General features: G+C 68.8%; 18 protein-coding genes and 1 tRNA gene. 10 read left to right on the top strand and 9 right to left on the bottom strand.

Annotated elements, in window-relative coordinates; translation table 11 throughout:
• Window positions 1-132: 132 nt before the first annotated feature.
• Together L8H00_RS07275 and L8H00_RS07270 are read right to left on the bottom strand one after the other, a co-directional pair.
• Window positions 133-462 carry a hypothetical protein gene (locus tag L8H00_RS07275; RefSeq protein ID WP_242096599.1) on the bottom strand — a complete coding sequence of 110 codons (330 nt, stop codon included), beginning with the start codon at window positions 460-462 and terminating at the stop codon, window positions 133-135.
• A gap of 848 nt (window positions 463-1,310) precedes the next feature.
• A tRNA-Leu gene (locus tag L8H00_RS07270) sits at window positions 1,311-1,397 on the bottom strand.
• A gap of 100 nt (window positions 1,398-1,497) precedes the next feature.
• Here L8H00_RS07270 and L8H00_RS07265 point away from each other — a divergent pair.
• From L8H00_RS07265 to L8H00_RS07230, 8 genes are all read left to right on the top strand, one after another.
• Entirely contained in the window at window positions 1,498-2,442 is a 945-nt protein-coding gene (locus L8H00_RS07265; protein ID WP_242096598.1) for a complex I NDUFA9 subunit family protein, read from the top strand.
• 35 nt (window positions 2,443-2,477) lie between these two features.
• Entirely contained in the window at window positions 2,478-3,287 is an 810-nt protein-coding gene (locus tag L8H00_RS07260; protein WP_242096596.1) for an undecaprenyl-diphosphate phosphatase, read from the top strand.
• A 152-nt stretch (window positions 3,288-3,439) separates the two neighbouring features.
• Window positions 3,440-4,882, top strand: coding sequence for an NAD(P)-dependent oxidoreductase (locus L8H00_RS07255; protein WP_242096595.1), 1,443 nt, complete (start codon window positions 3,440-3,442; stop codon window positions 4,880-4,882).
• A complete protein-coding gene (locus L8H00_RS07250) occupies window positions 4,879-5,181 on the top strand; it encodes a nucleotidyltransferase domain-containing protein (protein ID WP_242096594.1) in 303 nt (100 codons plus the stop codon). The genes L8H00_RS07255 and L8H00_RS07250 overlap by 4 nt, the downstream gene beginning before the upstream one ends.
• Complete coding sequence (locus L8H00_RS07245; protein ID WP_242096593.1) at window positions 5,178-5,648, top strand: hypothetical protein; 471 nt, start codon at window positions 5,178-5,180, stop codon at window positions 5,646-5,648. Before L8H00_RS07250 ends, L8H00_RS07245 begins: the two co-directional genes overlap by 4 nt.
• Window positions 5,645-10,150, top strand: coding sequence for a glutamate synthase large subunit (gene gltB, locus L8H00_RS07240; RefSeq protein ID WP_242096592.1), 4,506 nt, complete (start codon window positions 5,645-5,647; stop codon window positions 10,148-10,150). The genes L8H00_RS07245 and gltB overlap by 4 nt, the downstream gene beginning before the upstream one ends.
• 39 nt (window positions 10,151-10,189) lie before the next feature.
• On the top strand, window positions 10,190-10,861 hold the full coding sequence (locus L8H00_RS07235) for a glutathione S-transferase family protein (protein WP_242096591.1): 672 nt from the start codon (window positions 10,190-10,192) through the stop codon (window positions 10,859-10,861).
• Window positions 10,861-11,232, top strand: a complete 372-nt coding sequence (locus L8H00_RS07230; protein ID WP_242096590.1) for a tRNA-binding protein — start codon at window positions 10,861-10,863, stop codon at window positions 11,230-11,232. The genes L8H00_RS07235 and L8H00_RS07230 overlap by 1 nt, the downstream gene beginning before the upstream one ends.
• A 27-nt stretch (window positions 11,233-11,259) precedes the next feature.
• Here the strand turns inward: L8H00_RS07230 and pepN are convergent, their stop codons facing one another.
• Window positions 11,260-13,848 (bottom strand): aminopeptidase N, encoded by a 2,589-nt coding sequence (pepN, locus tag L8H00_RS07225; RefSeq protein ID WP_242096707.1) that lies wholly within the window; start codon window positions 13,846-13,848, stop codon window positions 11,260-11,262.
• A gap of 113 nt (window positions 13,849-13,961) precedes the next feature.
• On the opposite strand from pepN, the gene L8H00_RS07220 reads away from it, so the two are divergent.
• On the top strand, window positions 13,962-14,798 hold the full coding sequence (locus L8H00_RS07220) for an NAD(P)-dependent oxidoreductase (protein WP_242096589.1): 837 nt from the start codon (window positions 13,962-13,964) through the stop codon (window positions 14,796-14,798).
• On the opposite strand, the gene L8H00_RS07215 is transcribed toward L8H00_RS07220, so the two are convergent.
• The 6 genes from L8H00_RS07215 to L8H00_RS07190 all read right to left on the bottom strand — a co-directional run bounded on the left by L8H00_RS07215 (window position 14,708) and on the right by L8H00_RS07190 (window position 21,800).
• Window positions 14,708-15,625 carry an EamA family transporter gene (locus tag L8H00_RS07215; RefSeq protein WP_242096588.1) on the bottom strand — a complete coding sequence of 306 codons (918 nt, stop codon included), beginning with the start codon at window positions 15,623-15,625 and terminating at the stop codon, window positions 14,708-14,710. The genes L8H00_RS07220 and L8H00_RS07215 overlap by 91 nt on opposite strands.
• Complete coding sequence (locus tag L8H00_RS07210; RefSeq protein ID WP_242096586.1) at window positions 15,622-16,623, bottom strand: beta-eliminating lyase-related protein; 1,002 nt, start codon at window positions 16,621-16,623, stop codon at window positions 15,622-15,624. The genes L8H00_RS07215 and L8H00_RS07210 overlap by 4 nt, the downstream gene beginning before the upstream one ends.
• A gap of 53 nt (window positions 16,624-16,676) precedes the next feature.
• Window positions 16,677-18,719 (bottom strand): PBP1A family penicillin-binding protein, encoded by a 2,043-nt coding sequence (locus L8H00_RS07205; RefSeq protein WP_242096584.1) that lies wholly within the window; start codon window positions 18,717-18,719, stop codon window positions 16,677-16,679.
• A gap of 74 nt (window positions 18,720-18,793) precedes the next feature.
• Window positions 18,794-19,834 carry a putative sulfate exporter family transporter gene (locus L8H00_RS07200; protein ID WP_242096582.1) on the bottom strand — a complete coding sequence of 347 codons (1,041 nt, stop codon included), beginning with the start codon at window positions 19,832-19,834 and terminating at the stop codon, window positions 18,794-18,796.
• A gap of 62 nt (window positions 19,835-19,896) precedes the next feature.
• On the bottom strand, window positions 19,897-20,463 hold the full coding sequence (locus L8H00_RS07195) for a hydrolase (protein ID WP_242096581.1): 567 nt from the start codon (window positions 20,461-20,463) through the stop codon (window positions 19,897-19,899).
• A 98-nt stretch (window positions 20,464-20,561) separates the two neighbouring features.
• Window positions 20,562-21,800, bottom strand: a complete 1,239-nt coding sequence (locus L8H00_RS07190) for a M20 family metallopeptidase (protein ID WP_242096579.1) — start codon at window positions 21,798-21,800, stop codon at window positions 20,562-20,564.
• 86 nt (window positions 21,801-21,886) lie between these two features.
• On the opposite strand from L8H00_RS07190, the gene L8H00_RS07185 reads away from it, so the two are divergent.
• Entirely contained in the window at window positions 21,887-23,929 is a 2,043-nt protein-coding gene (locus L8H00_RS07185) for a S9 family peptidase (protein WP_242096578.1), read from the top strand.
• The last annotated feature ends 39 nt before the right edge of the window (window positions 23,930-23,968 follow it).

Below are 23,968 nucleotides of genomic sequence, written 5' to 3'. Positions count from 1 at the left end.
TCACAGATCATAGCTGGGGATGTCGTCCTCCAGCGGAGAAGAGGGGTAGACGACCGGCTTGTCGCCGAAATGCCGCTTCACGATGCGATCGCGCCGGTCCATGACATCCTCGTCCGGATCGATCTCATCAGCTTAGTATATGCCACCTCGAAGGTGTTGCCCTGATGAAATATGCGATTTCCGCCCAGCGGTGTTACCCAGATCCTTGAAGATCGGTTGCCCAGTCACGTTGCGATCGACTTGGGCGTATAGTAGCGTTAGCTCCGACGGATAGTGATCGTCGGCCATCAGCAACCCGCCGATCCCAGCCAGCAGCTTTTCCGATTCCGATTCTGCGATGGCGCTTCTCCGATCGTTCATTGGAAAATTGTTGGCTTTTCTCTTTGCCAACTGTCCGCCGCACATTGATCGTCGGCGGCGGAATGGAATCGCCGCTGAATTGTAGAACGATTTTACCGCCACCGCCCGTCCCACATGCTTGTCCCGCGCCCATTCGTTCTCGAGCAGACGGTAGCTGCCCCGGTTGAATTCGCATCTGTGCGAAATGGTTGAAGGCGATGTCGGACCGTTGAAGCGCGCCGCGACGTGATGACCACCACCGTCGCTCGCCCTGCGTTCCGCCCTACTGCCTGCCGCTGTGACGTACGAGACCGCGATGGCGTGTCGGCAATCGTCAATATGCCGGGAACATGCCGCGTTCGTTCTCGCGTGTCGATTTGATAGGTGTAGCCGTTTCGAACGACCGTACGAAATCGCTCGCTTTGCGCGCTTGCAGATCGTGGCGATGCCGTGCCCGTCGCGCCGGAGCGATCCGCAGACCCGATGACGATCCCCGAACCGCGTGAGGAGGCTGGAAGACGTCTTGGCTCGGATGGACCCCATGTTCCCGATGCCCCCGCGCCACCAAAGCTACCGCCGCCACCTCCGGTAAACTCGCCACTGGTCCATGTGCCTCGGTCGCACCGCCGCAACCAACCTTTCCGCCACCACCGCCAGAGAACCCGCCGCCCCACTGCCGCCCAGTATCTACGAAAGTGAACCGTCCGGTTTCGGGATCATGCCATCGATTGAACTTGAGTTCGATTCCATCGGCACTTCTTGGCGATGACAGCCTGCCGCTTCGCAGCCATATCGAGAAGGCACGCCGCCGTTCGTCTGACATGCCGATCATCTACCGCCCGGCTGCCCACGCGGCGAGAACATCCGAGCAACATTCTCCAACATGTCAAGCCGGAGCCGGCTAGGGCGGCCCGTTCGGCACCTAAGATGGTGCCCGGTTTTATCCGCAATAAGACTCGCTTGCACGAGTATGGTGCCCAGAAGAGGACTCGAACCTCCACGACCTTGCGATCGCCAGCACCTGAAGCTGGTGCGTCTACCAATTCCGCCATCTGGGCACGGGGTAGGCCGGCGCCTCTAGGGGACGGTCGGCGGCCTTGTCAACTGGGCGCTTGCTGGGGCAAGGGCGATCGCGAGACGAGCGAGGGCAGGACGGGCATGAACGACAGGCTGGTGACGCTGATCGGCGGCGGGGGATTTCTCGGCCGCTACGTGGCGCAGGGGCTGCTGGCGGCGGGCGCGCGCGTGCGGATCGCGCAGCGCGATCCGCGGCAGGCGTATTTTCTGCGGCCGCAGGGCGGCCTGGGGCAGACGCAGTTCGTCGCGATCGACGTGAACCGTCCCGAAACGGTCGCGCGCGCGGTCGAGGGGTCCGATTCGGTGGTGAACCTCGTCGGCATCCTCGGCGGCAATTTCGACCGGATCCATGTCGCCGGCGCGCGGCATGTCGCCGAGGCGGCGCGCGCGGCGGGCGTCGAGTCGCTGATCCACGTCTCCGCGATCGGCGCGGATGCACGCAGCCCGTCGGCTTACGGCCGGTCGAAGGGCGAGGGCGAGGCTGCGGTGCGTTTCGCCTTCGCCGATGCCACGATCATGCGCCCTTCGGTGGTGTTCGGCCCCGAAGATGCGTTCGTGAACCGATTCGCGGGCATGATCGCGAAGCTGCCCGTGGTGCCGGTGATCCGCGCCACCGCGAAGTTCCAGCCGGTGTTCGTCGGCGATGTCGGCGTCGCCATCGCCAACGCCGCCACCGCGCCGCAGGGCACGATGGGCAAGACCTACGAGCTGGGCGGACCCGACATACTCGCGATGGGCGCGCTGGTGCGCTGGATCGCCGGCGCGCTTCACCGCGACGTGGCGATCGTCGACGTGCCCGATCTCGTCGGCTCGGCGATCGCACGCGCCGGCATGCTGCCCGGCGCGCCGATCACATGGGATCAGTGGCTGATGCTCCAGCACGACAATGTCGTGTCCGACGGGATGCCGGGGCTGGCCGCGCTGGGCGTCGTGCCCACGCCGCTCGCGTCCGTCGCGCCCGACTGGCTGGTGCGCTTCCGCCGCCAGGGCCGGTTCAACCGCCGCGTCGAGGATCTCGCCGCCTGATCGCTTCGTCCTGAAGGCCCTTCCCGGAGAATCGCGTGACCGACCTGCTGACCGTCATCCTCCTCGGGATCGTGGAGGGCGTGACGGAGTTCCTGCCCGTCTCCTCGACCGGGCATCTGATCCTTGCCACGCGGCTGCTCGGCTATGACGCGGAGCCGTGGAAGGTGTTCAACGTCGTCATCCAGCTCGGCGCCATCCTCGCGATCGTGGTGCTGTACTGGCGCACCTTCTGGGCGGTGCTGATGGGGTTGGCGCGCCGCGAGCCCGCCTCGATCCGCTTCGTGCGCAACCTGCTGGTGGCGTTTCTGCCCGCGGCGGTGATCGGGCTGGCGCTGCACAAGCGGATCGAGGCCCTGCTCGGCAATGCGGACGTCGTTGCGATCGCGCTGATCGTCGGCGGGTTCGCGATCCTGGCGGTCGAGCGGTTCGCGCCGCCGGGAAGAATCTCGGGCGTGGCGGAAATTCCGCTCGGCAAGGTCGTCGGGATCGGCTTTCTCCAGTGCCTCGCGATGGTGCCGGGCGTCAGCCGCTCGGGCGCGACGATCCTCGGCGCGCTGGCATTGGGGGTCGAACGGCGCACCGCGGCCGAGTTCAGCTTCTTCCTCGCCATCCCGACGATGCTGGGCGCGAGCGCGCTCGAACTGTTCAAGGATCGCCACGTGCTGGCAGGCGGGCAGGGCGTGGGGCTGGCGGCGATCGCGATCGGTGCGGCGGTGGCGTTCGTCGTCGCGCTGCTCGTGGTGCGCTGGTTCGTGGGGATCGTCACGAAACATGGCTTCGTGCCGTTCGCGATCTACCGGATCCTTGCCGGTGGTGGTGCGCTGGTGTGGCTCTTGACACGTTAGGGCCACGGCGGACCCTGTTCTTTGGATAGTGATCGTTTTCGGCGCGAATATCAAAAAACTGGCGTCAATTATGGCAGCATCGCTGCCTATACTAACAATTCGTGCGTGACTCCGGAGCAGAACGCAACTAATGGCCATGGCGGAGGTCCGTCATGGCGAACGATCGAATGCTGCAATTTGTCGAGCGTGAGCAGGCCTATCCCGGCAAACGGGCGGCCGGCGACCGCGCCGCCGATTTCCGCGAGATCGCGGATCGTTACGCGGTGCCCTCGGCGGAGGATCAGGCCGGGCGCTGCTCGCAATGCGGCGTGCCCTATTGCTCGGTGCATTGTCCGCTGCACAATCACATCCCCGATTGGCTGCGCCTTACCGCCGAGGGGCGGCTGCGCGAAGCCTATGAGCTGAGCAACGCGACGTCGACCATGCCCGAGATCTGCGGCCGGATCTGCCCGCAGGACCGGCTGTGCGAGGGCAATTGCGTGATCGAATTCTCAGGGCATGGCGCGGTGACGATCGGCTCGGTCGAGAAGTTCATCACCGATACGGCGTGGGAAGAGGGCTGGGTCGAGCCGCTCGTGCCCGGCCGGCCGCGCGGTCAGTCGGTGGGTGTGATCGGCGCCGGGCCCGCCGGGCTGACGGCGGCGGAATATCTGCGCGCGGCCGGCTATGACGTGCACGTCTATGACCGGTACGACCGCGCGGGTGGTCTGCTCACCTATGGGATTCCTGGCTTCAAGCTGGAAAAGCCCGTCGTGACGCGGCGCATCGACCGGCTGAAGGCCGGCGGGATCGTCTTCCATCACGGCTTCGCGGTGGGCGAGGATGCGGGTCTCGACGAATTGCGCGCGCGCCACGACGCCATCCTGATCGCGACGGGCGTCTACCGCGCCCGTGCGGTGGACGTGAGCGGCGCAGACTCGGCCGGCGTGGTCGCGGCGCTCGATTATCTGGTCGCGTCGAACCGGAAGGGCTTCGGCGATGCGGTGCCCGCCTTCGACGACGGTTCGCTTGACGCCTATGGCCGCGACGTGATCGTGATCGGCGGCGGCGACACCGCGATGGATTGCGTACGCACCGCCAAGCGGCAGGGCGCGCGATCGGTGAAATGCCTCTACCGCCGCGACCGCGCCAACATGCCGGGCTCGCAGCGCGAGGTCGCCAATGCCGAAGACGAGGGCGTCGAATTCGTCTGGCTTTCCGCCCCCGCCGCCTTCGAGGGCGAGGGCGCGGTGTCGTCGGTGCGCGTCCGCCGTATGCGGCTCGGCGCGCCCGATGCGAGCGGCCGGCGCGCGCCCGAGCCCGATCCGGCGGGCGACGAGACGCTCCACGCCGATCTCGTGATCAAGGCGCTGGGCTTCGACGCGGAGGATCTGCCGACGCTGTTCGGCGCACCCGATCTGGGCGTGAGCCGCTGGGGCACCGTGCTGGTCGACGGCCGCACGCTGATGACGAGCCTCGACGGCGTGTTCGCCGCGGGCGACATCGTGCGCGGCGCGAGCCTGGTCGTGTGGGCGATCCGCGACGGCCGCGACGTGGCCGCGACGATGCAGGCCTGGCTTAAGACCAAGGCGGCACGCGAACGGGTGGCGGCGTGAGGCTGAAGCAGCGCGACATCGGCGCCATCAAGCGGGCCACGTCCGAAACCTTCGGCGCGTCCGCGACCGTCCGGCTGTTCGGCAGCCGCGTACGCGACGATCTGCGCGGCGGCGATATCGATCTGCTCATCGAAGCCGACCGCGACGATCGGGCCGAGTGGCGGCGCGTCGGGGCCTATCGCGATGCATTGTTCCGCCACATCGACGAGCAGAAGGTCGATGTCGTGTTGATCGAGCGCGGCAGCACGCCGTCCGCGTTCGCGCGACTCGTCGCCCTGGATGCGGTGCCGCTGCCGTGACGGTCGAGGAGGTGATCCGGGCGTCGGTTGCGCGCTGCGACCGGATCGTTTCCGGCATCGGGGACGTGCGGCCCATCCTCGCCCCGATCCTGCCGGCGACGGATGATGATCTCAGCCGGTCGCCGCTGCTCGAGCGTATCGCGTCCATCGCGATGCTGAAGCGTTACGAGCAGTTGCAGGACATGCTGGGCCGTCTGTTCCGCGCGTATCTGAGCTGGGAGGCGGAGGATGCGCGCGCGACGACCAGACGCGATCAGGCGAGCCAGCTCGAGAAGATGGGGATCGTCGATGATGCCGACGAGTGGATCGACGCCATCGAGCTGTGGAACCGCCCGGTCCACGAATATCCGATCGCGGAAAGCGAACAGGTCGATCGGGTGAACGACACCTGGGCCGCGATGCAGCGGCTGACGACAACTTACGCGGTGCCGCGAACGCGCATCGCCGCTCGGGGATTGCTGCCATGACCGACGAACGCACCCGCCTTGCCGAACACGGCATGTATCGCCCCGACTATGAATCCGACGCGTGTGGCGTCGGCCTCGTCGCCGCGACCGACGGCAAGGCGTCGCGCCGCGTCGTGCAGTCCGCGATCGATGCGCTGAAGGCGGTGTGGCACCGCGGCGCGGTCGATGCCGACGGCAAGACGGGCGACGGCGCGGGGCTCCACGTCGATCTGCCGCATCGGTTCTTCGACGATGCGATCGCAGGGTCCGGCCATAAGGTGCGGCCGAACCGGCTGGCGGTCGGCATGATCTTCCTGCCGCGCACCGATCTCGGCGCGCAGGAATCCTGCCGCACGATCGTCGAATCGGCGATCATCGAGGCGGGCTACACCATCTATGGCTGGCGCCAGGTGCCGGTCGACGTGTCGGTGATCGGCATGAAGGGGCAGGCGACGCGGCCCGAGATCGAGCAGATCATGATTGCCGGCCCGTTGCCCGAGGATCAGGATGCGGGCGAATTCGAGAAGAACCTCTATCTCGTCCGCCGCCGGATCGAAAAGCGCGTGATCGCGGCGCAGTTGCAGGGCTTCTATATCTGCAGCCTGTCGTGCCGCTCGATCGTCTACAAGGGGCTGTTCCTCGCCGAATCGCTGTCGATCTTCTACCCCGACCTGACCGACCGGCGCTTCGAATCGCGTGTCGCGATCTTCCACCAGCGTTATTCGACCAACACCTTCCCGCAATGGTGGCTGGCGCAGCCGTTCCGCTGCCTGGCGCATAACGGCGAGATCAACACGATCCGCGGCAACAAGAACTGGATGCTCAGCCACGAGATCCGCATGGCGAGCCTCGCCTTCGGCGAGGATTCGGAGGACATCAAGCCGGTGATCCCGGCGGGCGCCTCCGACACCGCGGCGCTCGACGCGGTGTTCGAGGCGATCTGCCGGTCGGGCCGCGACGCCCCCACCGCCAAGCTGATGCTGGTGCCCGAAGCGTTGGACGAGCGCGGCGACACGCCCGACGCGCATGCCGCGATGTATCGCTATTATGCGAGCGTCATGGAGCCGTGGGACGGCCCCGCCGCGCTGGCCATGACCGATGGCCGCTGGGCGGTTGCGGGGATGGACCGCAACGCGCTGCGCCCGCTGCGCTACACCCGCACGTCGGACGGGCTGCTGATCGTCGGCTCGGAAAGCGGCATGGTGGTCGTGCCCGAGAGCACGATCGTCGCCAAGGGCCGGCTGGGGCCGGGGCAGATGATCGCGGTCGATCTCGACGAGGGCGTGGTGCTCGAGGATCGCGCGGTGAAGGACCGGATCGCGGGCGAGGCGGATTATGCCGCCATGACCGGCGCGTTCCTGACGATCCACGATCTGCCGCCGAGTGAAGCCGCGATGCGCTATCCGCGCGCCGAGCTGACGCGCCGCCAGGTCGCGGCCGGGCAGACCGTCGAAGACATGGAGCTGATCCTGTCGCCGATGATCGATGGCGCCAAGGAAGCGATCGGATCGATGGGCGACGACACGCCGCTCGCGGTCATTTCCGACAAGCCGCGGCTCATCAGCCAGTTCTTCCGCCAGAATTTCAGCCAGGTGACCAACCCGCCGATCGATTCGCTGCGGGAACGCCATGTGATGTCGCTGAAGACGCGGTTCGGCAATCTGGCCAACATCCTCGATACCGAGGATCGGCGCACGCGCGTGCTGGTGCTCGATTCGCCCGTGCTGACCTGCGCGGACTGGGATCGGCTGAAGGCGCATTTCGCCGGCAGCGCGGCGACGATCGACTGCACCTTCGATGCCGGGGGCGGCCCCGAACGGCTGCGCGCGGCGATCCAGCGGATTCGCAACGAGGCCGAACAGGCGGTGCGCCAAGGCAAGAGCGAATTGTTCCTCACCGACGAGCAGGTCTGCGAAGACCGGGTGGCGATCGCTGGCGTGCTCGCCGCGGCCGCGGTGCACACGCATCTCGTGCGGCGCGGCCTGCGGTCGTACGCCAGCATCAACGTGCGCAGCGCCGAATGCCTCGACACGCATTATTACGCGGTGCTGATCGGCGTGGGCGCGACGACGGTGAACGCCTATCTGGCCGAAGCCGCGATCGCGGACCGCCATGCGCGCGGGCTGTTCGGCGATCTGGCGTTCGACCAGTGCCTGGCGCGGCACCGCACCGCGATCGAGGACGGGCTGCTCAAGATCATCTCGAAAATGGGCATCGCGGTGATCTCGTCCTACCGCGGCGGCTATAATTTCGAGGCGGTGGGGCTCAGCCGCGCGCTGGTGAACGATCTGTTCCCCGGCATGCCAGCCAAGATCAGCGGCGAGGGCTATGCCTCGCTCCACCTGAATGCCGCACTGCGCCACGAGGCGGCGTTCGATGCCGCGGTCGCGACGCTGCCGATCGGCGGTTTCTATCGCCAGCGGCACACCGGGGAGACTCACGCCTATTCCGCGCAACTGATGCACCTGCTGCAAAGCGCGGTGGCGACCGACAGCTATTCGCAATATCTGCAGTTCGCGCGCGGCGTGGCGGATATGCCGCCGGTCTATCTGCGCGACTTGCTACAGTTCAACTTTCCGGCCGAGGGCGTGCCCGTCGATCAGGTCGAGGCGATCACCGAAATCCGCAAGCGCTTCGTCACGCCCGGCATGTCGCTCGGCGCGCTGTCGCCCGAGGCGCACGAGACGCTGGCGATCGCCATGAACCGGATCGGCGCCAAGGCGGTGTCGGGCGAGGGCGGCGAGGACGTGCTGCGCTACAAGCCCTATGCCAACGGCGACAACGCCAATTCAGGCGTGAAGCAGATCGCCAGCGGGCGCTTCGGCGTCACCGCGGAATATCTGAACGCCTGCGAGGAGATCGAGATCAAGGTGGCGCAGGGCGCCAAGCCCGGCGAGGGCGGGCAGTTGCCCGGGTTCAAGGTGACCGAATTCATCGCGAAGTTGCGCCACGCAACTCCGGGCGTGACGCTCATCAGCCCGCCGCCGCATCACGACATCTATTCGATCGAGGATCTGGCACAGCTCATCTATGATCTGAAGCAGATCAACCCGCGCGCGCGGGTCTGCGTGAAGCTCGTCAGCTCGGCGGGGATCGGCACCGTCGCGGCGGGCGTGGCCAAGGCGCATGCGGACGTGATCCTCGTCTCGGGCCATGTCGGCGGCACCGGGGCGTCGCCGCAGACCAGCATCAAATATGCCGGCACGCCGTGGGAAATGGGCCTCAGCGAGGTCAACCAGACGCTGACGCTCAACGGCCTGCGCGGTCGGATCCGGCTGCGCGCCGATGGCGGTCTGAAGACCGGGCGCGACATCGTGATCGCCGCGATCCTCGGCGCCGAGGAGTTCGGGATCGGCACGCTCTCGCTCGTTGCGATGGGCTGCATCATGGTGCGGCAATGCCATTCCAACACCTGCCCGGTGGGCGTGTGCGTGCAGGACGAGCGGCTGCGCGCCAAATTCACGGGCACGCCCGAAAAGGTCATCAACCTGATGACCTTCATCGCCGAGGAGGTGCGCGACATTCTCGCCCGGCTCGGCTTCCGCAGCCTGGACGAGGTGATCGGGCAGACGCAGTTGCTGCGCCAGGTAAGCCGCGGCGCCGAGCATCTCGACGATCTCGATCTGAACCCGATCCTCGCCAAGGTGGATGCCACGGACGCCGAACGGCGCTTCTCACTTGCGACCTTCCGCAATGCGGTGCCCGACAGCCTGGATGCGCAGATCATCAAGGACGCCGCCGCCGTGTTCAGCCGCGGCGAGAAGATGCAGCTCACCTATTCGGTGCGCAACACGCACCGGGCGGTCGGCACCAGCCTGTCGGGCGAGATCACGCGCACCTTCGGGATGAGCGCGCTCGCCGACGGGCACGTCACCGTGCGGCTGCGCGGCAGTGCGGGGCAGTCGCTCGGCGCGTTCCTGTGCAAGGGCGTGACGCTCGAGGTGTTCGGCGACGCCAACGACTATGTCGGCAAGGGGCTGTCGGGCGGCACCATCATCGTGCGGCCCGCCGTGTCGTCGCCGCTTGCCAGCCAGAACAACACGATCGTCGGCAACACCGTGCTCTACGGCGCGACGTCGGGCCGTCTATTCGCGGCGGGCCAGGCGGGCGAGCGGTTCGCGGTGCGCAATTCGGGCGCGACCGTGGTGGTCGAGGGCTGCGGCGCCAATGGCTGCGAATATATGACCGGCGGCATCGCCGTCGTGCTGGGGCAGGTCGGCACGAATTTCGGCGCTGGGATGACGGGCGGGATGGCATTCGTCTACGATCCGCACGGTGCGTTCGCGCGCCGCGCCAATCCCGAGGGAATCGTGTGGCAGCGCCTCGCATCGCTCCACTGGGCGAGCGTGCTGCAGGATCTGGTGCGCGAGCACGCGCGCGCCACGGACAGCAAATGGTCGCGCGGGCTGATCGAGGATTGGGACCGTGTCGCGGGTGATTTCTGGCAGGTGGTGCCAAAGGAAATGCTGACGCGGCTGGCGCATCCGCTGGATGACGCCGAGGCGCTCGTCGCCGCGGAGTAGCGCTTGGCATAGGCCGTCCGGCGGGCCTACACGGGCGGGATGTGGCAACTCTACCAATTCCCGCTCTGCCCGTTCAGCCGCAAGGTGCGTCTCCTGCTGGGGGAGAAGGGCGTCGGCTATGAATTGGTGCGCGAATCGCCCTGGGACCGGCGCGACGAATTTCTCGACATGAATCCCGCCGGGCAGACCCCGGTGATGACCGACGCGGCGCGAGGGCTGTTGCTGATCGATTCGATGGCGATCTGCGAATATCTCGAGGAGACGGTCGACAAGGCGGCGATGATCAACGGCCCCGCTGCCAACCGCGCCGAGATCCGCCGGCTCGTCACCTGGTTCGACACGCAATTCTACCGCGACGTCACCGGCCCGCTGCTCCACGAACGCATGGTGAAACGGCTCGCCCACCGCGCCGCGCCCGATGCCAAGGGGCTGCGCGAGGCGATGAAGGCGGCCGTCGGGCATCTCGATTACACCGATTATCTGCTCGATCACCGCAACTGGCTGGGCGGCGCGACGATGAGCCTCGCCGATCTGGCGGCGGCGGCGCAGATCTCGGTGGCGGATTATCTGGGCGGCATCGACTGGAAGAGCCACGAGCAGACCGCGCGCTGGTATCGCGGCTTCAAGAGTCGGCCAAGCTTCCGCCCGCTGCTGTCCGAGCGGATGGAGCTGATCGGGCCGCCCGCCCATTACGACAATGTCGATTTCTGATGCACGTCGCGCATGATCCCGCCGCCCGGGCGGCCGATTCGATCGGCTTCGAGGATTTTCTGAAGGTCGACATTCGCGTCGGCACCGTGATCGCGGCAGAGCCCTTCGCCAAGGCGCGCAAGCCCGCGCTGATCCTGACAATCGATTTCGGCCCGACGGTGGGCGTGAAGCGATCGTCCGCGCAGATCGTGGAGCATCATCCGCCCGAGACGCTGATCGGGCGTCAGGTGGCGGCGGTCGTCAATTTTCCGCCGCGGCAGATCGGGCCGATGATGTCCGAGGTGCTGACGCTCGGCTTCCCCGATGCCGCGGGCAAGGTGGTGCTGGTGACGCCCGCCGCGCCGGTGCCGAACGGCGGCCGGCTCTTCTGATCGCGCCAGCGCGGCGCGGTTCCCGCGTCAGGCGAGGCTTTTCGACGCCTGTTCGAACAGATCCTTCGACACGCCGGGTGCGGCGACGATCCGTTCCAGCTCGCCCCGCATCAGCGCCGCACGCCCGGCATCGAAGCGGCGCCAGCGCGCGAGCGGCGGCAGCAGCTTGGCGGCGGTCTGCGGGTTCAGCCGGTCGAGCGCCAGGATCTGGTCCGCAAGGAAGCGATAGCCCGAACCGTCGGCGGCGTTGAACGCGCGCTGGTTCGCGCCGAACGCGCCGATCAGCGCGCGCGCGCGATTGGGGTTGGCGAGCGTGAAATCGGGGTGCTCCGCCAGTGCGCGGACCACCGCCCCCGCATCGTCGCGCGGCGACAGCGCCTGCGTCTGGAACCATTTGTCCAGCACCAGCGGATTGTCGCGATAGCGGTTGTAGAAGATATCGAGCGCCGCCTCGCGCAGATCGGACGGGCCGGCGACGAGCGTGGTCAGCGCGCCCTGGCGATCGGTCATGTTGTCCGCCTGTTCGAACTGCGCGAAGGCGAGTGCCGCGGCGTCGCCCGCGCCGCTCGCCGCCAGATAGCCGAGCGCCACGCTGCGCAGCCGCCGCAGCCCCTTGTCCTCGGGCGTGTAGCGATAGGGGCGTTCCGTGGGCAGCGCATGCGCGCGGCGCCACGGCCCCTCCAGCGCGCGGCCGAGGTCGCGGCGCAGCGCCTCACGCGCGTGGAAGATCGCCTGCGGATCGACGGTCGCCATCTGGTCGCCGATGAAGCTTTCGGACGGCAGCATCACCGCCTCTGCGACGAACGCGCGGTCGAGGCCGGGGTCCGCCAGCGTATGCGCCACCGCATCGATCACCGGCTGGTGATTCGCCGCACGGCCGGCGGCCGATGTCACCAACGTATCGAGCATGAGCTGCTGCATCGCCTCGTAGCGCGCGAAGGGATCGTCGTCATGCGCGCCGAGAAAGGCGAGGTCCGCCTGGCTTCGATCGCTCTCGATCACGACGGGCGCCGAAAAGCCGCGGTTGATCGATAGCACCGCGCGCTCGGTCAGCCCCTCGAATGCTATCGCGGCGTGCGGCGAATCCAGCAGCACCAGCCGCTCGTCGATCAGCGCGCGTCCGCTTTCCGCGCCGAACAGCCGGATCTTCAGCGGCAGCACCATGGGCTGTTTGCGCTCCTGCCCCGGTGTCGGCGGCACATGCTGGGCGAGATGGAGCGTCGCCCGCTCCCCTTCCTGCACCAGGCTGGCGGAGACGCGCGGCGTGCCCGCCTGCGCATACCAGAGGCGGAACTGCGTGAGGTCGATCCCGCCTGCCTCCTCCATGCAGGCGACATAGTCCTCGCAGGTGGCGGCGGTGCCGTCGAACCGGTCGAAATACAGATCGGTCGCCGCGCGGAACTTCACTGGCCCCAGCATCGTCGCCATCATCCGAATGAGCTCGGCGCCCTTGTTGTAGATGGTAGCGGTGTAGAAGTTGCTGATCTCCTGATAGCTGTCGGGGCGCACCGGGTGTGCGAGCGGGCCGGCATCCTCCGGGAACTGCGCCGCGCGCAGGCCGCGCACATCCTCGATCCGCTTGACCGCGGGCGAGCCCTGGTCGGCGGAGAAGCCCTGGTCGCGATAGACGGTGAAGCCTTCCTTGAGACTCAACTGGAACCAGTCGCGGCAGGTGATCCGGTTGCCCGACCAGTTATGGAAATACTCGTGCGCGACGACGGCGGCGATCGCGTCGTAATCATAATCGGTCGCGGTGTCGGGATCGGCGAGGATGTAGCGGCTGTTGAAGATGTTCAGCCCCTTGTTCTCCATCGCGCCGAAGTTGAAATCGTCCACGGCGACGATGTTGAACACGTCGAGATCATATTCGCGGCCATAGACCCGCTCGTCCCACGCCATCGCCAGTTTCAGCGCATCGAGCGCGTGCACGGTCTTGGCCAGATCGGCGGCGCGCACCCAGATGCCGAGCCGCACGCGGCGGCCCGAGCGCGTGACGAATTCGGCGCAGTTCTCGGCGAGGTCGCCCGCGACGAGCGCGAAGAGGTAGCTCGGCTTGGGGAAGGGGTCGTGCCATTCCGCCCAGTGGCGGCCGTCTCCCGCATCGCCCTGCGCGACCGGGTCGCCGTTCGCGAGCAGCACCGGATAGCGCGCGGCATCGGCCGTCATCCGCACGGTGTAGACGCTCAGCACGTCGGGGCGATCGGGGAAGAAGGTGATCCGGCGAAAGCCCTCCGCCTCGCACTGGGTGCACAGGTTTCCGCCGCTGGCGTAGAGGCCCATCAACTGGGTGTTGCGATCGGGCGCGATCCGCACCTCGGTCTCGATGCGGTGCCGGTCGCCGGCGAGCGGGATCACGAGCTGGTCGCCCTCGATCCGCCAATCGTTCACCGCCACGCCGTCGACGCGGACGGCGAGTGGCTGCTGCCCGGCACCGTCGAGGCGCAGCGGGGCGTCGTGCGCGCCGTTGCGCGTGACCGTCAGCGCGGCCGTGACGCGCGTGTTCGCCGCATCCAGGTCGAAGTCGAGCGCAACGGTCGGCACCAGCCATTCGGGCGGTCGGTAATCTTCACGCTGCGTGACGGCGGGCTGGGCGAAGTGGTGGCGGGCGTCGAGCATCGTCTCGATATAGGCCAAGCCCATCACGCCGCCAGCCAAAGCTTGCATGGAGATGTTCGCGCGAACAAACGCCCGGGATCGCGCACGGCGGAAAACCGGCTAAGGATCGAGCCATGATCCATCTGTTCGTCTTCGGCATGGGATATAGCGCACGCCGCATCGCCGACCGTGTCGGTGCGAAGGGCGGATCCGTCGGCGGCACGACGCGGAGCGGCGGAGCCGGGCTGCTCCGCTTCGACGACGATGCCGCGGTTTTCGGCGAACTCGCGCGGGCGACTCACATTCTCTCCTCGGTTCCCCCCGACGGCAACACCGATCCCGTGCTGGCGCGCTACGGCGATGCAATCGCGCGGAGCGGCGCGTGGCTGGGCTATCTGTCGTCCACCGGCGTCTATGGCGATGCGGGCGGCGCGTGGGTGGACGAGACGGCACCGCTTGGCGGCCGGCGTCCGGCGCGAACCGCGGCGGATGCGGCATGGCGCGCAATCGACGCACACGTGTTCCGCCTGCCTGGCATCTATGGCCCCGGCCGGTCCGCGCTGGAGCGCGTCGCGGCGGGCACCGCGCACCGCGTCGGCCTGCCCGAACAGGTCTTCAGCCGCATCCATGTCGACGATCTGGCAAGCGGCGTGGTGGCGGGGTTCGCGGCGCCCCCCGGCGCCTATAATCTGGCGGACGACCGGCCGTCTTCGCAGGACGACGTCATGGTCTTCGCCGCGCGCCTGCTGGGATTGCCGCCGCCGCCGGTGGTGGCGCTGGAGACGCTGTCGCCGATGGCGCGCGGCTTCTACCGCGAGAATCGGCGGGTGGCGGCGGGCAAGGCGAAGCGCGTGCTCGGCTGGGCGCCGCGCTATCCCGATTACCGTGCCGGCCTGCGCGCCCTCAAGGCAATCACCAGCCCGATCGCCGCGAGCACCGCCCCGCCCACCGCGAGCGGCGACCAGCGATAGCCCTCGAAGAGGGTGGAGAGCAGCATCGCGATCACGGGCACGATCACGCCGGAATAGGCCGCCTTGGCCGGCCCGATCGCGCGCAGCACCTGGAAATAGAGCGTGAAGGCGACCGCCGATCCGAACAGCCCGAGATAGAGGATGCCGGCGAAATAGCCGAGACGCAGCTCGATCACCGGCGGCCCGGTCAGCGCATAGGCGACGCCGGCATCGAGCGCCGCACCGATCAGCATCGCCACCGCCAGCATCGCCGCCATGGGGTAACGCTTTGCGGTCTGGGTGGCCTGCATCACATTGGCGGTGGAGGCCGCGGCAATCCCGCACAGGGTGAGGCCGATGCCGGTGAGCGCCGCGCCGGGCCCGGCGGTCGCGGATCGGGCCTCATGGACGAACAGCAGCGCCACGCCGCCCATCGCCACCGCAGAGCCGACGATGAGCTGCCGCCCCATCCGCTGCCCGAGAAACACGCGCGCCAGCACCGCATTGGGCACCAGCAACAGCGCATAGACGAGCGCCACCAGGCCCGAGGTGATGAACGCCTCCGCGCGGTAGACGAAGTTGAAGTTGAGGCAGAACTGGCTGACGCCGAGCAGCACCGCAAAGCCCCATCCCCGCGCATCGAAGCCGAGCCGCTCGCGCCGCGCCAGCGCAACCGCCGCCATCGCGAGACCGCCGACGAGGAAGCGATAGCTGACCGACCAACTGGGCGGGACGACCGCGATCTGGTCGCGGATCACGAGCCAGGTCGATCCCCAGATCAGCGTGACGATGCCGAACGGGATCAGGATCGCCGCCTGCGCGGAACGGGGCGGCGGCGAACCGCTCACAGCGCGCCGATCGCCTCGGCCAGCGCCGCCACCGCCTCCACCGGGCTGTCCCAGGCGGTGACGAGCCGGATCTCGCCCGGCGCCCAGTCGTAGAAATCGAAGCCTTTCGCCCGCAACGCCGCGGCCTCGGCGGGGGTCGCGCGCAGGAACAGCTCGTTTGCCTGCACCGGATGGACGAGCCGGCCGCCCGCCTGCGCTCCCAGCGTAGCCGCGCGCGCATTGGCGGCACGGCCATTCTCGATCCACAGATCGTCGTCGAGCATCGCGAGGATCTGCGCCGCCAGATAGCGGCCCTTGGACAGCAGCAGCCCCGCCCGCTTGCGCCGCCGCAGCGTTGCATCGGCGAGGTCGGTGCGGAAGAACACCAGCGCCTCCGCGCTCATCGCGCCGTTCTTGACGAAGCCGAAGCTCAGCGCATCGACGCCCGCGCGCCACGTCACCTCGGCGGGCGTGCAGCCGGCGCTGGCGACGGCATTGGCGAATCGCGCGCCGTCCATGTGCAGCCCCAGCCCGCGCGACTTGGCCAGCGCGCCGATCGCGGCGACCTCGTCGGGATCGTAGACGAGGCCATATTCGGTGGCGTTGGTGATCGAGATCGCGTGCGGCTGGACGCGGTGCACGTCGTCGGCCACCGCATCGATCACTGCCGCGATCCCGTCGGGCGTCAGCTTCGCGCCATCGCCCTCGGCCAGCATCAGCTTGGCGCCGTGGGTATAGAATTCGGGCGCGCCGCCCTCGTCGTTCTGGATATGCGCGTCGCGGTGGCACACCACGCCGCCATAAGGCGGGCACAAAGCGGCAAGCGCGAGGCAATTGGCGGCCGTGCCGGTCGGCACCCACAGCACGCGCACTGCGGTCTCGAACGTCTCGGACAGGCGGCCGTCGAGCGCCTTGCTCCACCGATCGCCGTCATAGGCGGTGTCGAGCGTGTTCGCGGCGGCGATGGCGTCCATCACGTGCGGGTGAACGGCGGCGGCGTTGTCGGAAAAGAAGCGCATGGCCGGATGCGTAGAGAGCCGGAGGGGGCGTCGTCAACGCGCGTCGGTGGGCTTCACTCGCGGTCGGGCGGTCCATCCTCCGGGCGGCGATCCTCGGGCGGGGGGCCTTCGCGGTCGCGGTCCCGGTCGCGCCCACGGCCCAGCGTGATGCTGCCGTCATCGCCCAGATGCAGATCGAGGCCGAGGCCCTGCACCGCACCGGCGATACTGCCCGCGGCATTGTCGACATCGGTCTGGATCGAATCGGGGTCGACCGCCTCGTCGTCCACGGTCGGCGGCGGCGCGGCGGGCGCGAGGTTCAGCGCCTGCGTCATGAAGTCGCGCCACACGCGGGCGGGCACGCCGCCGCCCGACAGCCCGGGATTGGCGCTGTTGTCGTCGTTGCCGACCCACACGCCGACGACGAGCCCCTGCGCGAAGCCCATGAACAGCGCGTCCTTGCTGTCCGACGTGGTGCCGGTCTTGCCGAACGCGTCGACCGCAATGTTCGCCTGCCGCCCGGTGCCGTTGCGGATCGAGGCGGCCAGCAGGTCGAGCATCTCGGTATGGATGGTGTCGGGCATCGTCGTCGCGCCGCCGGTGAGCGACTGATACCAGCTCTTCTGCCGCACATCCTCCAGCCCGCGCGGCTGCACGGGATAATGGCCCGCCTCGACCGCGGCATAGGCGGCGGTGAGCTCGAGCAGCGAGACGGTCGAGGTGCCGAGCCCGATCGTCGCCTCGTTGGCGATCGGCGTCGAGATGCCGAGATCGCGCGCTGCCTTGATGACGGCCTTCACGCCCACCTGCTGCGTCAGCCGCGCGGCGGCCACGTTGGACGAGCGCGCGAACGCCTGTCGCAGCGTGATCCGCCCCTGATACCGGCCATCGGCGTTGCGCGGCTTCCAGTCGCCGATCGTGACGGGTTCGTCGAGCACGGTCGAATCCGGCGTCATCCCCGCGCGCATCGCCGCCAGATAGACGAACAGCTTGAAGGTGGAGCCGGGCTGGCGCCGCGCCTGGGTGGCGCGGTTGAACGGGCTGGCGGCGTAGTTCTTGCCGCCCACCATCGCCACCACCTCGCCATCGGGCTTCATCGCCACCAGCGCGATCTGCGCCTGGCGCAGCCCGGCGCGCTTCACCGCGCGCTCGGCGTCGCGTTGCAGCCGGGGATCGAGCGTGGTGCGCACCGTCGCCTCGGTCTTGATCTCCCCCGCCTGGTCGCGCGCTTCGGGCAGCACCCAGTCGGCGAAATACGTCCCGCTCGGCAGTTGCTGCGGCCCCTGCGCCAGCACGCGCTGCGGCTGCACGTCCGCGGCCTGCGCCGGGGTGAGGAAACCGGCGGCCACCATCGCCTGTACCACCACCATCTCGCGGTCGCGCGCGCCCTCCAGATTGCTCGTGGGGGCAAGGCGCGAAGGCGCCTTCACCAGCCCGGCGAGCATCGCCGCCTGGCCGATGTTGAGCGTGGCCGGCGTCCGCCCGAAATAATGTTTCGCCGCGGCCGACAGGCCATAGACGTTGTCGCCGAAATACACGTTCGACAGATAGCGCGACAGGATCTCGTTCTTCGACAGCCAAGCCTCGAGCCACAACGCGATCATCGCCTCGCGGATCTTGCGCCCCGCGGTGCGGTCCGAATCGAGGAACGCGTTCTTGGCGAGCTGCTGCGTGATCGTGCTGCCGCCCTCGCGCACGCTGCCGCCGCGCAGATTGTGCCAGCCCGCGCGCGCCACGCCGCGCGGGTCGATCCCCCAATGCGAATAGAAGCGGCGGTCCTCGATCGCCAGGAACGCCTGCGTCACATGCTTGGGTAGCGTTGCCGCATCGACCCGGGGCCCCAGGATCGCACCGCGCCGCGCGATCGGCGTATGGTCGTCGTTCGCCAGCAGCGTGATCGACGGCGGCGTCGGCGGCTGGAGCGATTTGGACAGCGGTGCGGTGATCGCCAGCCACAGGCAGGCGATCACCAGCAGCAGGATCAGCCCGCCCAGCCCGCGCATGAACCACCGCCACCGGCTCGTCCGCCGCGGCGCGGGGGTTCCGTCATCGGTCGGAAAGCGGGCGAGCTGATCGTCCCAGCCCTCGAACCGGTCGTCCAGATCGGGGGGCGGCATCCGCGTATATCCGTGATCGGCCATCGCGCTGTATTACCGATCTACGACAGTCGCCGCAACGCCGATGATGCGGCTCAGTGGATCAGGAACTGCGCGGCGAGCAGCGCCAGCCCGAGCGCGCCGACCGTGGCCGCCAGGATCACGAACAGCGGCCGGGGCCCCGCTTCGAGCAGTTGCGCCAGCGGCGAGCGGATCGCGGTGGCGGTCACGGCGGTGGCGAGCAGCCCGGTCGCGGTCCGCTCCGCGCCGCTGGCGATCACCGGCGGGATCACGCCGAGCGAGTTGATGCCGGCCAGCACGAAGAAGCCGATCACGAACCAGGGCAGCCCCGGTCCGCGCGCGCCGCCCTCGCCGCGCGGCAGGAACAGCGCCACCACCGCGAGCACGGGTGCGAGCAGCGCCACGCGCGTGAGCTTCACGATCGCCGCGATCTCGCCTGCGCCCTTGGAATAGGAATAGCCCGCGCCCAGCGCCTGCGCGACGTCGTGGATCGACGCGCCGAGCAGGAACCCGGCGCGCAAGTCGCTCATCCCCAGCGCATGGCCGATCAGCGGGTAGAGCACCATCGCGGTGGCGCTCATCGCCGAGATGCCGACGAGGACGAGCGTCAGCTGCGCCTGGCCCGCGCGCTTCTCGCCCAGCGTCGTCGCCAGCGCCATCGCCGCCGATGCGCCGCAGATCGCCACCGCGCCGCCCGCCAGCGTGCCGAAGGCGGGTCCGAGCCCCAGCCGCCGCGCGACGAGGATGCCGATTCCCATCGTCGCCGCTACGATCGCGACCACCGCGAGCAGCGCCACCGGGCCCAGCGCGGCGATCTGCCCGAAGGTGATCCGCACGCCCACCAGCACGATGCCCCAGCGCAGCAGCGTGCGCGAAGCGAGCGCGAGGCCCGGCGTCAGCCGCGCATCCGCCGACAGGAAGTTCAGCCCCAGCCCGATCAGCAGCGCCATCAGCGTCAGTGGCGCGCCGTAATGATCCGACAGGAACCCCGCGGCCAGCGTGCCGAGCGCGGCGATCGCGACGCCCGGCAGATAGCCACGCCAGGTGGCTTTGGGGCTGGGTTCGATGTCGCCATAGAGGTCGGCGGCCATCGGCAGGGTGCGGGGTGTGGTCATGGCCCGCTGTACGGGGGCGGCGACGCTTGCGCCACACCCCTCCTATGCGGGCGTGGCGCCGATCACTCCTGCCGCAACGTCACGTCGTCGCTGGCGATCACATGCGCGATCGCCGGCAGGATGTTGTCGATCGCGAACCGGTGCAGCGCTTCGCTGCGCGAGGTGCACGCATCCTCGGCGATCACCACGTTGTAGCCGAGTTCCCAGGCGCTGCGGGCGGTCGACTCCACGCCGAAATTGGTCGCGACGCCCGCCAGCACGATCGTCGTCACCCCGCGCCGGCGCAGCTGGAGATCCAGATCGGTGCCGATGAACGCGCCCCAATGATGCTTCAGGACGACGATGTCGCCGGGCTCGCGCAAGCCTGCGGTCAGGTCGCTCCAGTCGGCGGGGAAGCCGCCAGCGGGCGCGGCCATCGGCTTGTCCGCCTCGGCGCTCGGCCGCTCGCCCTCGCCGAAGCGGACATGGACGAGCACCACGGGCGAACCCGCCGCCCGGAACCGCGCCGCAAGGTCCTTCGAGCGTTCGACCACCAGATTCGCGGGATAGGGCGCGAGGTCCATGGCGAGGATGCCGTTCTGCAGATCGATCAGGACGAGCGCGGTGGTGGCGGGGTCGAGCGTCTTCATGGGGCCTATCTCCGTGGGATCGGAGGCGCAAACGGGCGGCGGGCCGCGCGCGTTCCCGCCATTCCGTCATCCGCGACGCGTCGCCCGGCCGCCGCCGCCTATTCGCCCAGACCGCGTTCCAGGAACCGCTCCGCCACGCTGCAATGCATCGCGATCCCGCGTGCCATCACCCCCTCGGCGATCGTCATCCGCGTGTTGTGCAGCGGCGGGTTGGTCGCGGGGTCGCTGCCCTCGGGCGCGGTGCCGATGAACGCCATCGCGCCGGGTATCTCGCGCAGCACATAGGAGAAATCCTCGCCGCCCATCATCGGCGCGGGCATCGTCGCATAGCCGCCCGCGCCGCCGATCGCGGTGGCGCAGGCGGTCATCAGCGCGGTCGCGCGCGCGTCGTTGGCGGTGACCGGATAGCCTTCCTCGATCCGCGCCTCGCCGGTCAGGCCGTGCGCGGCGGCGACATTCTCGACGATGCGGAGGAACGCCGCGCGCATCAGCCGCCGCGTCGGTTCGGACAGGGTGCGCAGCGTGCCGAGCATCGTCACCGTGTCGGGCACCACGTTGTGCGCGAAGCCGCCCTCGATCCTGGTGATCGACAGCACCGCCGGGTCGGCCACCGGCACCTGCCGCGCGAGGAAGGTCTGGAGCGCGCCGACGATCTCGCACGCGACCGGGATCGGATCGAGGCATTCGTGCGGCATGGCGGCATGGCCGCCGCGCCCGCGGATCGTGGCATGCAGCGTGTCGGTCGACGCCAGCAGCGCGCCCGCGCGGCTGACGACCGTGCCCGCGGCGATGTTGGGCGAGATGTGGAGCGCGAACGCCGCTTCGGGCCGCGGCTCGGCCAGCAGGCCGTCGGCGATCATGTGGCGCGCGCCGTGATGGCCCTCCTCGCCCGGCTGGAACATGAAGACGATCGTGCCGTTCAACTGCTCGCGCCGCGCGCACAGCGCCTTGGCCGCGCCCACCAGCATCGCGGTATGCGCGTCATGCCCGCACGCGTGCATCGCACCCGGCGTGCGCGAGGCGAAGGGCAGGCCCGTCTCTTCGGTGAGCGGCAGCGCGTCCATGTCGCCGCGCAGCAGCACCGTGCGGCCGTTGCTGCCCGACCCGGCTGCGTCGTCGCTGCCGCCGCCGCGCAGGATCGCGACGAAGCCCGTGGTGGACGGCCCCTCGCGGATCTCCAGCGGCAGCCCGGCAAGCGCGGCCTTCGCCTTCTCCGTGGTGCGCGGGCAGTGCAGCCCAACTTCGGGGTCGGCGTGGATCGCGCGGCGCAGTGCGATCGTGTCGGCCAGTTCGGCCTCTCCCGCGGCGATCCAGTCGGTGGCGAGACGTGCGTCCATGATTCCGGTTCCTTGGGTAAACCGTCAATGTGGACCCGCAGCCGCCCGATTGCCAGCGATGCGCGATTGGGCTTTAACCCCGCCCCATGAAGATACTGCTCGCCACCAGCCTGGCCGCACTGGCGCTCGCCGCCACGCCCGCGTCCGCCCGCCCGCTCACCATCGCCGACGTCACGATGCTGTCGCGCGTTTCCTCGCCCGCCGTGTCGAAGGACGGGCATTGGCTGGTGTGGCAACAGCGCGAGACCGATCTGGCCGCCGACAAGGGCCGCTACGATCTCTGGCGGCTCGACCTGACGCGCAAGGGCGCCAAGCCCGAGCCGCTCGCCGCCGAGGCCGACGTCAACGAGACGAGCCCGCAATTCTCCAACGACGGGACAACCGTCTATTTCCAGAGCGACAAGGGCGGCGACGATGCGGTCTGGGCGATTCCCGTCACCGGCGGCGGCGCGCGCAAGCTGACCGGCTTTCAGGGCGGGTTCGGCGGCTTCAAGGTCGCGCCGACCGGCGACCGGCTGCTGATCTGGGCGGACCGCAAGCCCGGCGCGCCGAGCCTTGCGCCCGCGGTGACGAAGAAGGACCCCCAAGCCGGTCAGGCGCGGACCTATGACCAGCTCTTCGTGCGCCACTGGGACACATGGGCGGACGGCACCCGGTCGCAGCTCTTCGTGCTGCCGCTCGGCCGCGACGGCGCGCCCGGCGACGGGGTCGCGATCGAACACGGGTTGATCGGCGACACGCCGTCGCGGCCCAATGGCGGCGGCGAGGAGGTGGCGTGGAGCGCGGATGGCCGCACCGTCTATTTCGCGCTGCGCGAGGCGGGGCGGATCGAGGCGCTGTCGACCAATCTCGACATCTTCGCCGCGCCCGCCGACGGATCCGCCGCGCCGGTGAACCTCACTGCGGCCAACCAGGCGACCGACACGCTGCCGACCGTCTCGCCCGACGGCCGCACGCTCGCCTATGTCGCGATGAAGCGGCCGGGGTTCGAGGCGGACCGGCAGGTGCTGATGCTGCGCGATCTCGCGAGCGGCCGGGTGCGCGCGCTGACCGAAGGCTGGGATCGCTCGATCGGATCGATCGCGTGGAGCCCCGATTCCCGGCGGATCTACGTCACCGCCGAGGACGTTCAGGACAATCCGCTCTGGTCGGTCGATCCCGCCAGCGGCGCCGTGACGCGGCTGACGGGGGCGGGCAATATCGCCGCTGCGGTGCCGATGCCGCGCGGGGTGCTGGTCGCGACCGACAGCCTCGTCGCGCCCGACGATTTCTACATGGTGGAGGGCAAGCGCGCGCCGCGGCGGCTGACCGCGGTGAACGCGACCAGGCTCGCCGGGATCGATCTGCCCAGCGTGACGCGCTTCAGCTTCAAGGGCGCGAAGGGCGACACCGTCTGGGGCTATGCGGTCCGGCCGCACGGCTCTCCGGCCAAGGTGCCGATCGCGTTCATGGTGCATGGCGGGCCGCAGGGGTCGAGCAACGACAGCTGGTCCTATCGCTGGAACCCCGCGGTGTTCGCGGGCGCCGGCTACGGACTGGTGGCGATCGATTTTCACGGGTCGACCGGTTACGGCCAGGCCTTCACCGATGCGATCAGCAACGATTGGGGCGGCGCGCCGCTCGAGGATCTGAAGGCCGGGCTGAAGGCGGCGACCGACCGGTTCGGCTGGCTCGATGCGGACGATGCCTGTGCGCTGGGCGCGTCCTATGGCGGCTATATGATGAACTGGATCGAGGGCAATTGGCCCGATCGGTTCAAGTGCATCGTCCAGCATGACGGCGTGTTCGACGCACGCGCCATGGCTTATGAGACGGACGAACTGTGGTTCGACGAATGGGAGCATGGCGGGAAGGCCTATTATCAGGACCCGCAGGCGTTCGAACGCTACAATCCGGTGAACTATGTCGCGCAGTGGAAGACGCCGATGCTCGTCATCACCGGCGAGAAGGATTTCCGCATCCCTTATACGCAGGGGCTGGCGGCGTTCACCGCGCTTCAGCGGCGCGGCATTCCGTCGCGGCTGGTGGTGAACCCCAACGAGAATCACTGGGTGTTGAAGCCGCTGAACAGCCGCCAATGGTATGGCGAGGTGCTCGGCTGGATGGATCGCTGGACCGCGAAGAAGTAGCGCGGCGCGACTTTCTCTCGTTCCCCGGCCTTCGTCGGG

Origin of the sequence: Sphingomonas sp. CROZ-RG-20F-R02-07 (assembly GCF_022662335.1) — a bacterium.
Lineage (GTDB): Bacteria > Pseudomonadota > Alphaproteobacteria > Sphingomonadales > Sphingomonadaceae > Sphingomonas.
The sequence above is the reverse complement of the archived record's forward strand: the minus strand, read 5'-3'. Positions and strand labels throughout refer to the sequence as shown.

Bases quoted from the DNA above. Each gene is read 5' to 3' on its own strand.
- pepN (WP_242096707.1), bottom strand. From the start codon at position 13,848: ATGCTCGACGCCCGCCACCACTTCGCCCAGCCCGCCGTCACGCAGCGT.
- L8H00_RS07200 (WP_242096582.1), bottom strand. From the start codon at position 19,834: ATGACCACACCCCGCACCCTGCCGATGGCCGCCGACCTCTATGGCGAC.
- L8H00_RS07220 (WP_242096589.1), top strand. From the start codon at position 13,962: ATGATCCATCTGTTCGTCTTCGGCATGGGATATAGCGCACGCCGCATC.
- L8H00_RS07195 (WP_242096581.1), bottom strand. From the start codon at position 20,463: ATGAAGACGCTCGACCCCGCCACCACCGCGCTCGTCCTGATCGATCTG.
- L8H00_RS07235 (WP_242096591.1), top strand. From the start codon at position 10,190: ATGTGGCAACTCTACCAATTCCCGCTCTGCCCGTTCAGCCGCAAGGTG.
- L8H00_RS07210 (WP_242096586.1), bottom strand. From the start codon at position 16,623: ATGCGCTTCTTTTCCGACAACGCCGCCGCCGTTCACCCGCACGTGATG.
- L8H00_RS07185 (WP_242096578.1), top strand. From the start codon at position 21,887: ATGAAGATACTGCTCGCCACCAGCCTGGCCGCACTGGCGCTCGCCGCC.
- L8H00_RS07265 (WP_242096598.1), top strand. From the start codon at position 1,498: ATGAACGACAGGCTGGTGACGCTGATCGGCGGCGGGGGATTTCTCGGC.
- L8H00_RS07190 (WP_242096579.1), bottom strand. From the start codon at position 21,800: ATGGACGCACGTCTCGCCACCGACTGGATCGCCGCGGGAGAGGCCGAA.
- L8H00_RS07205 (WP_242096584.1), bottom strand. From the start codon at position 18,719: ATGCCGCCCCCCGATCTGGACGACCGGTTCGAGGGCTGGGACGATCAG.
- L8H00_RS07255 (WP_242096595.1), top strand. From the start codon at position 3,440: ATGGCGAACGATCGAATGCTGCAATTTGTCGAGCGTGAGCAGGCCTAT.
- gltB (WP_242096592.1), top strand. From the start codon at position 5,645: ATGACCGACGAACGCACCCGCCTTGCCGAACACGGCATGTATCGCCCC.
- L8H00_RS07230 (WP_242096590.1), top strand. From the start codon at position 10,861: ATGCACGTCGCGCATGATCCCGCCGCCCGGGCGGCCGATTCGATCGGC.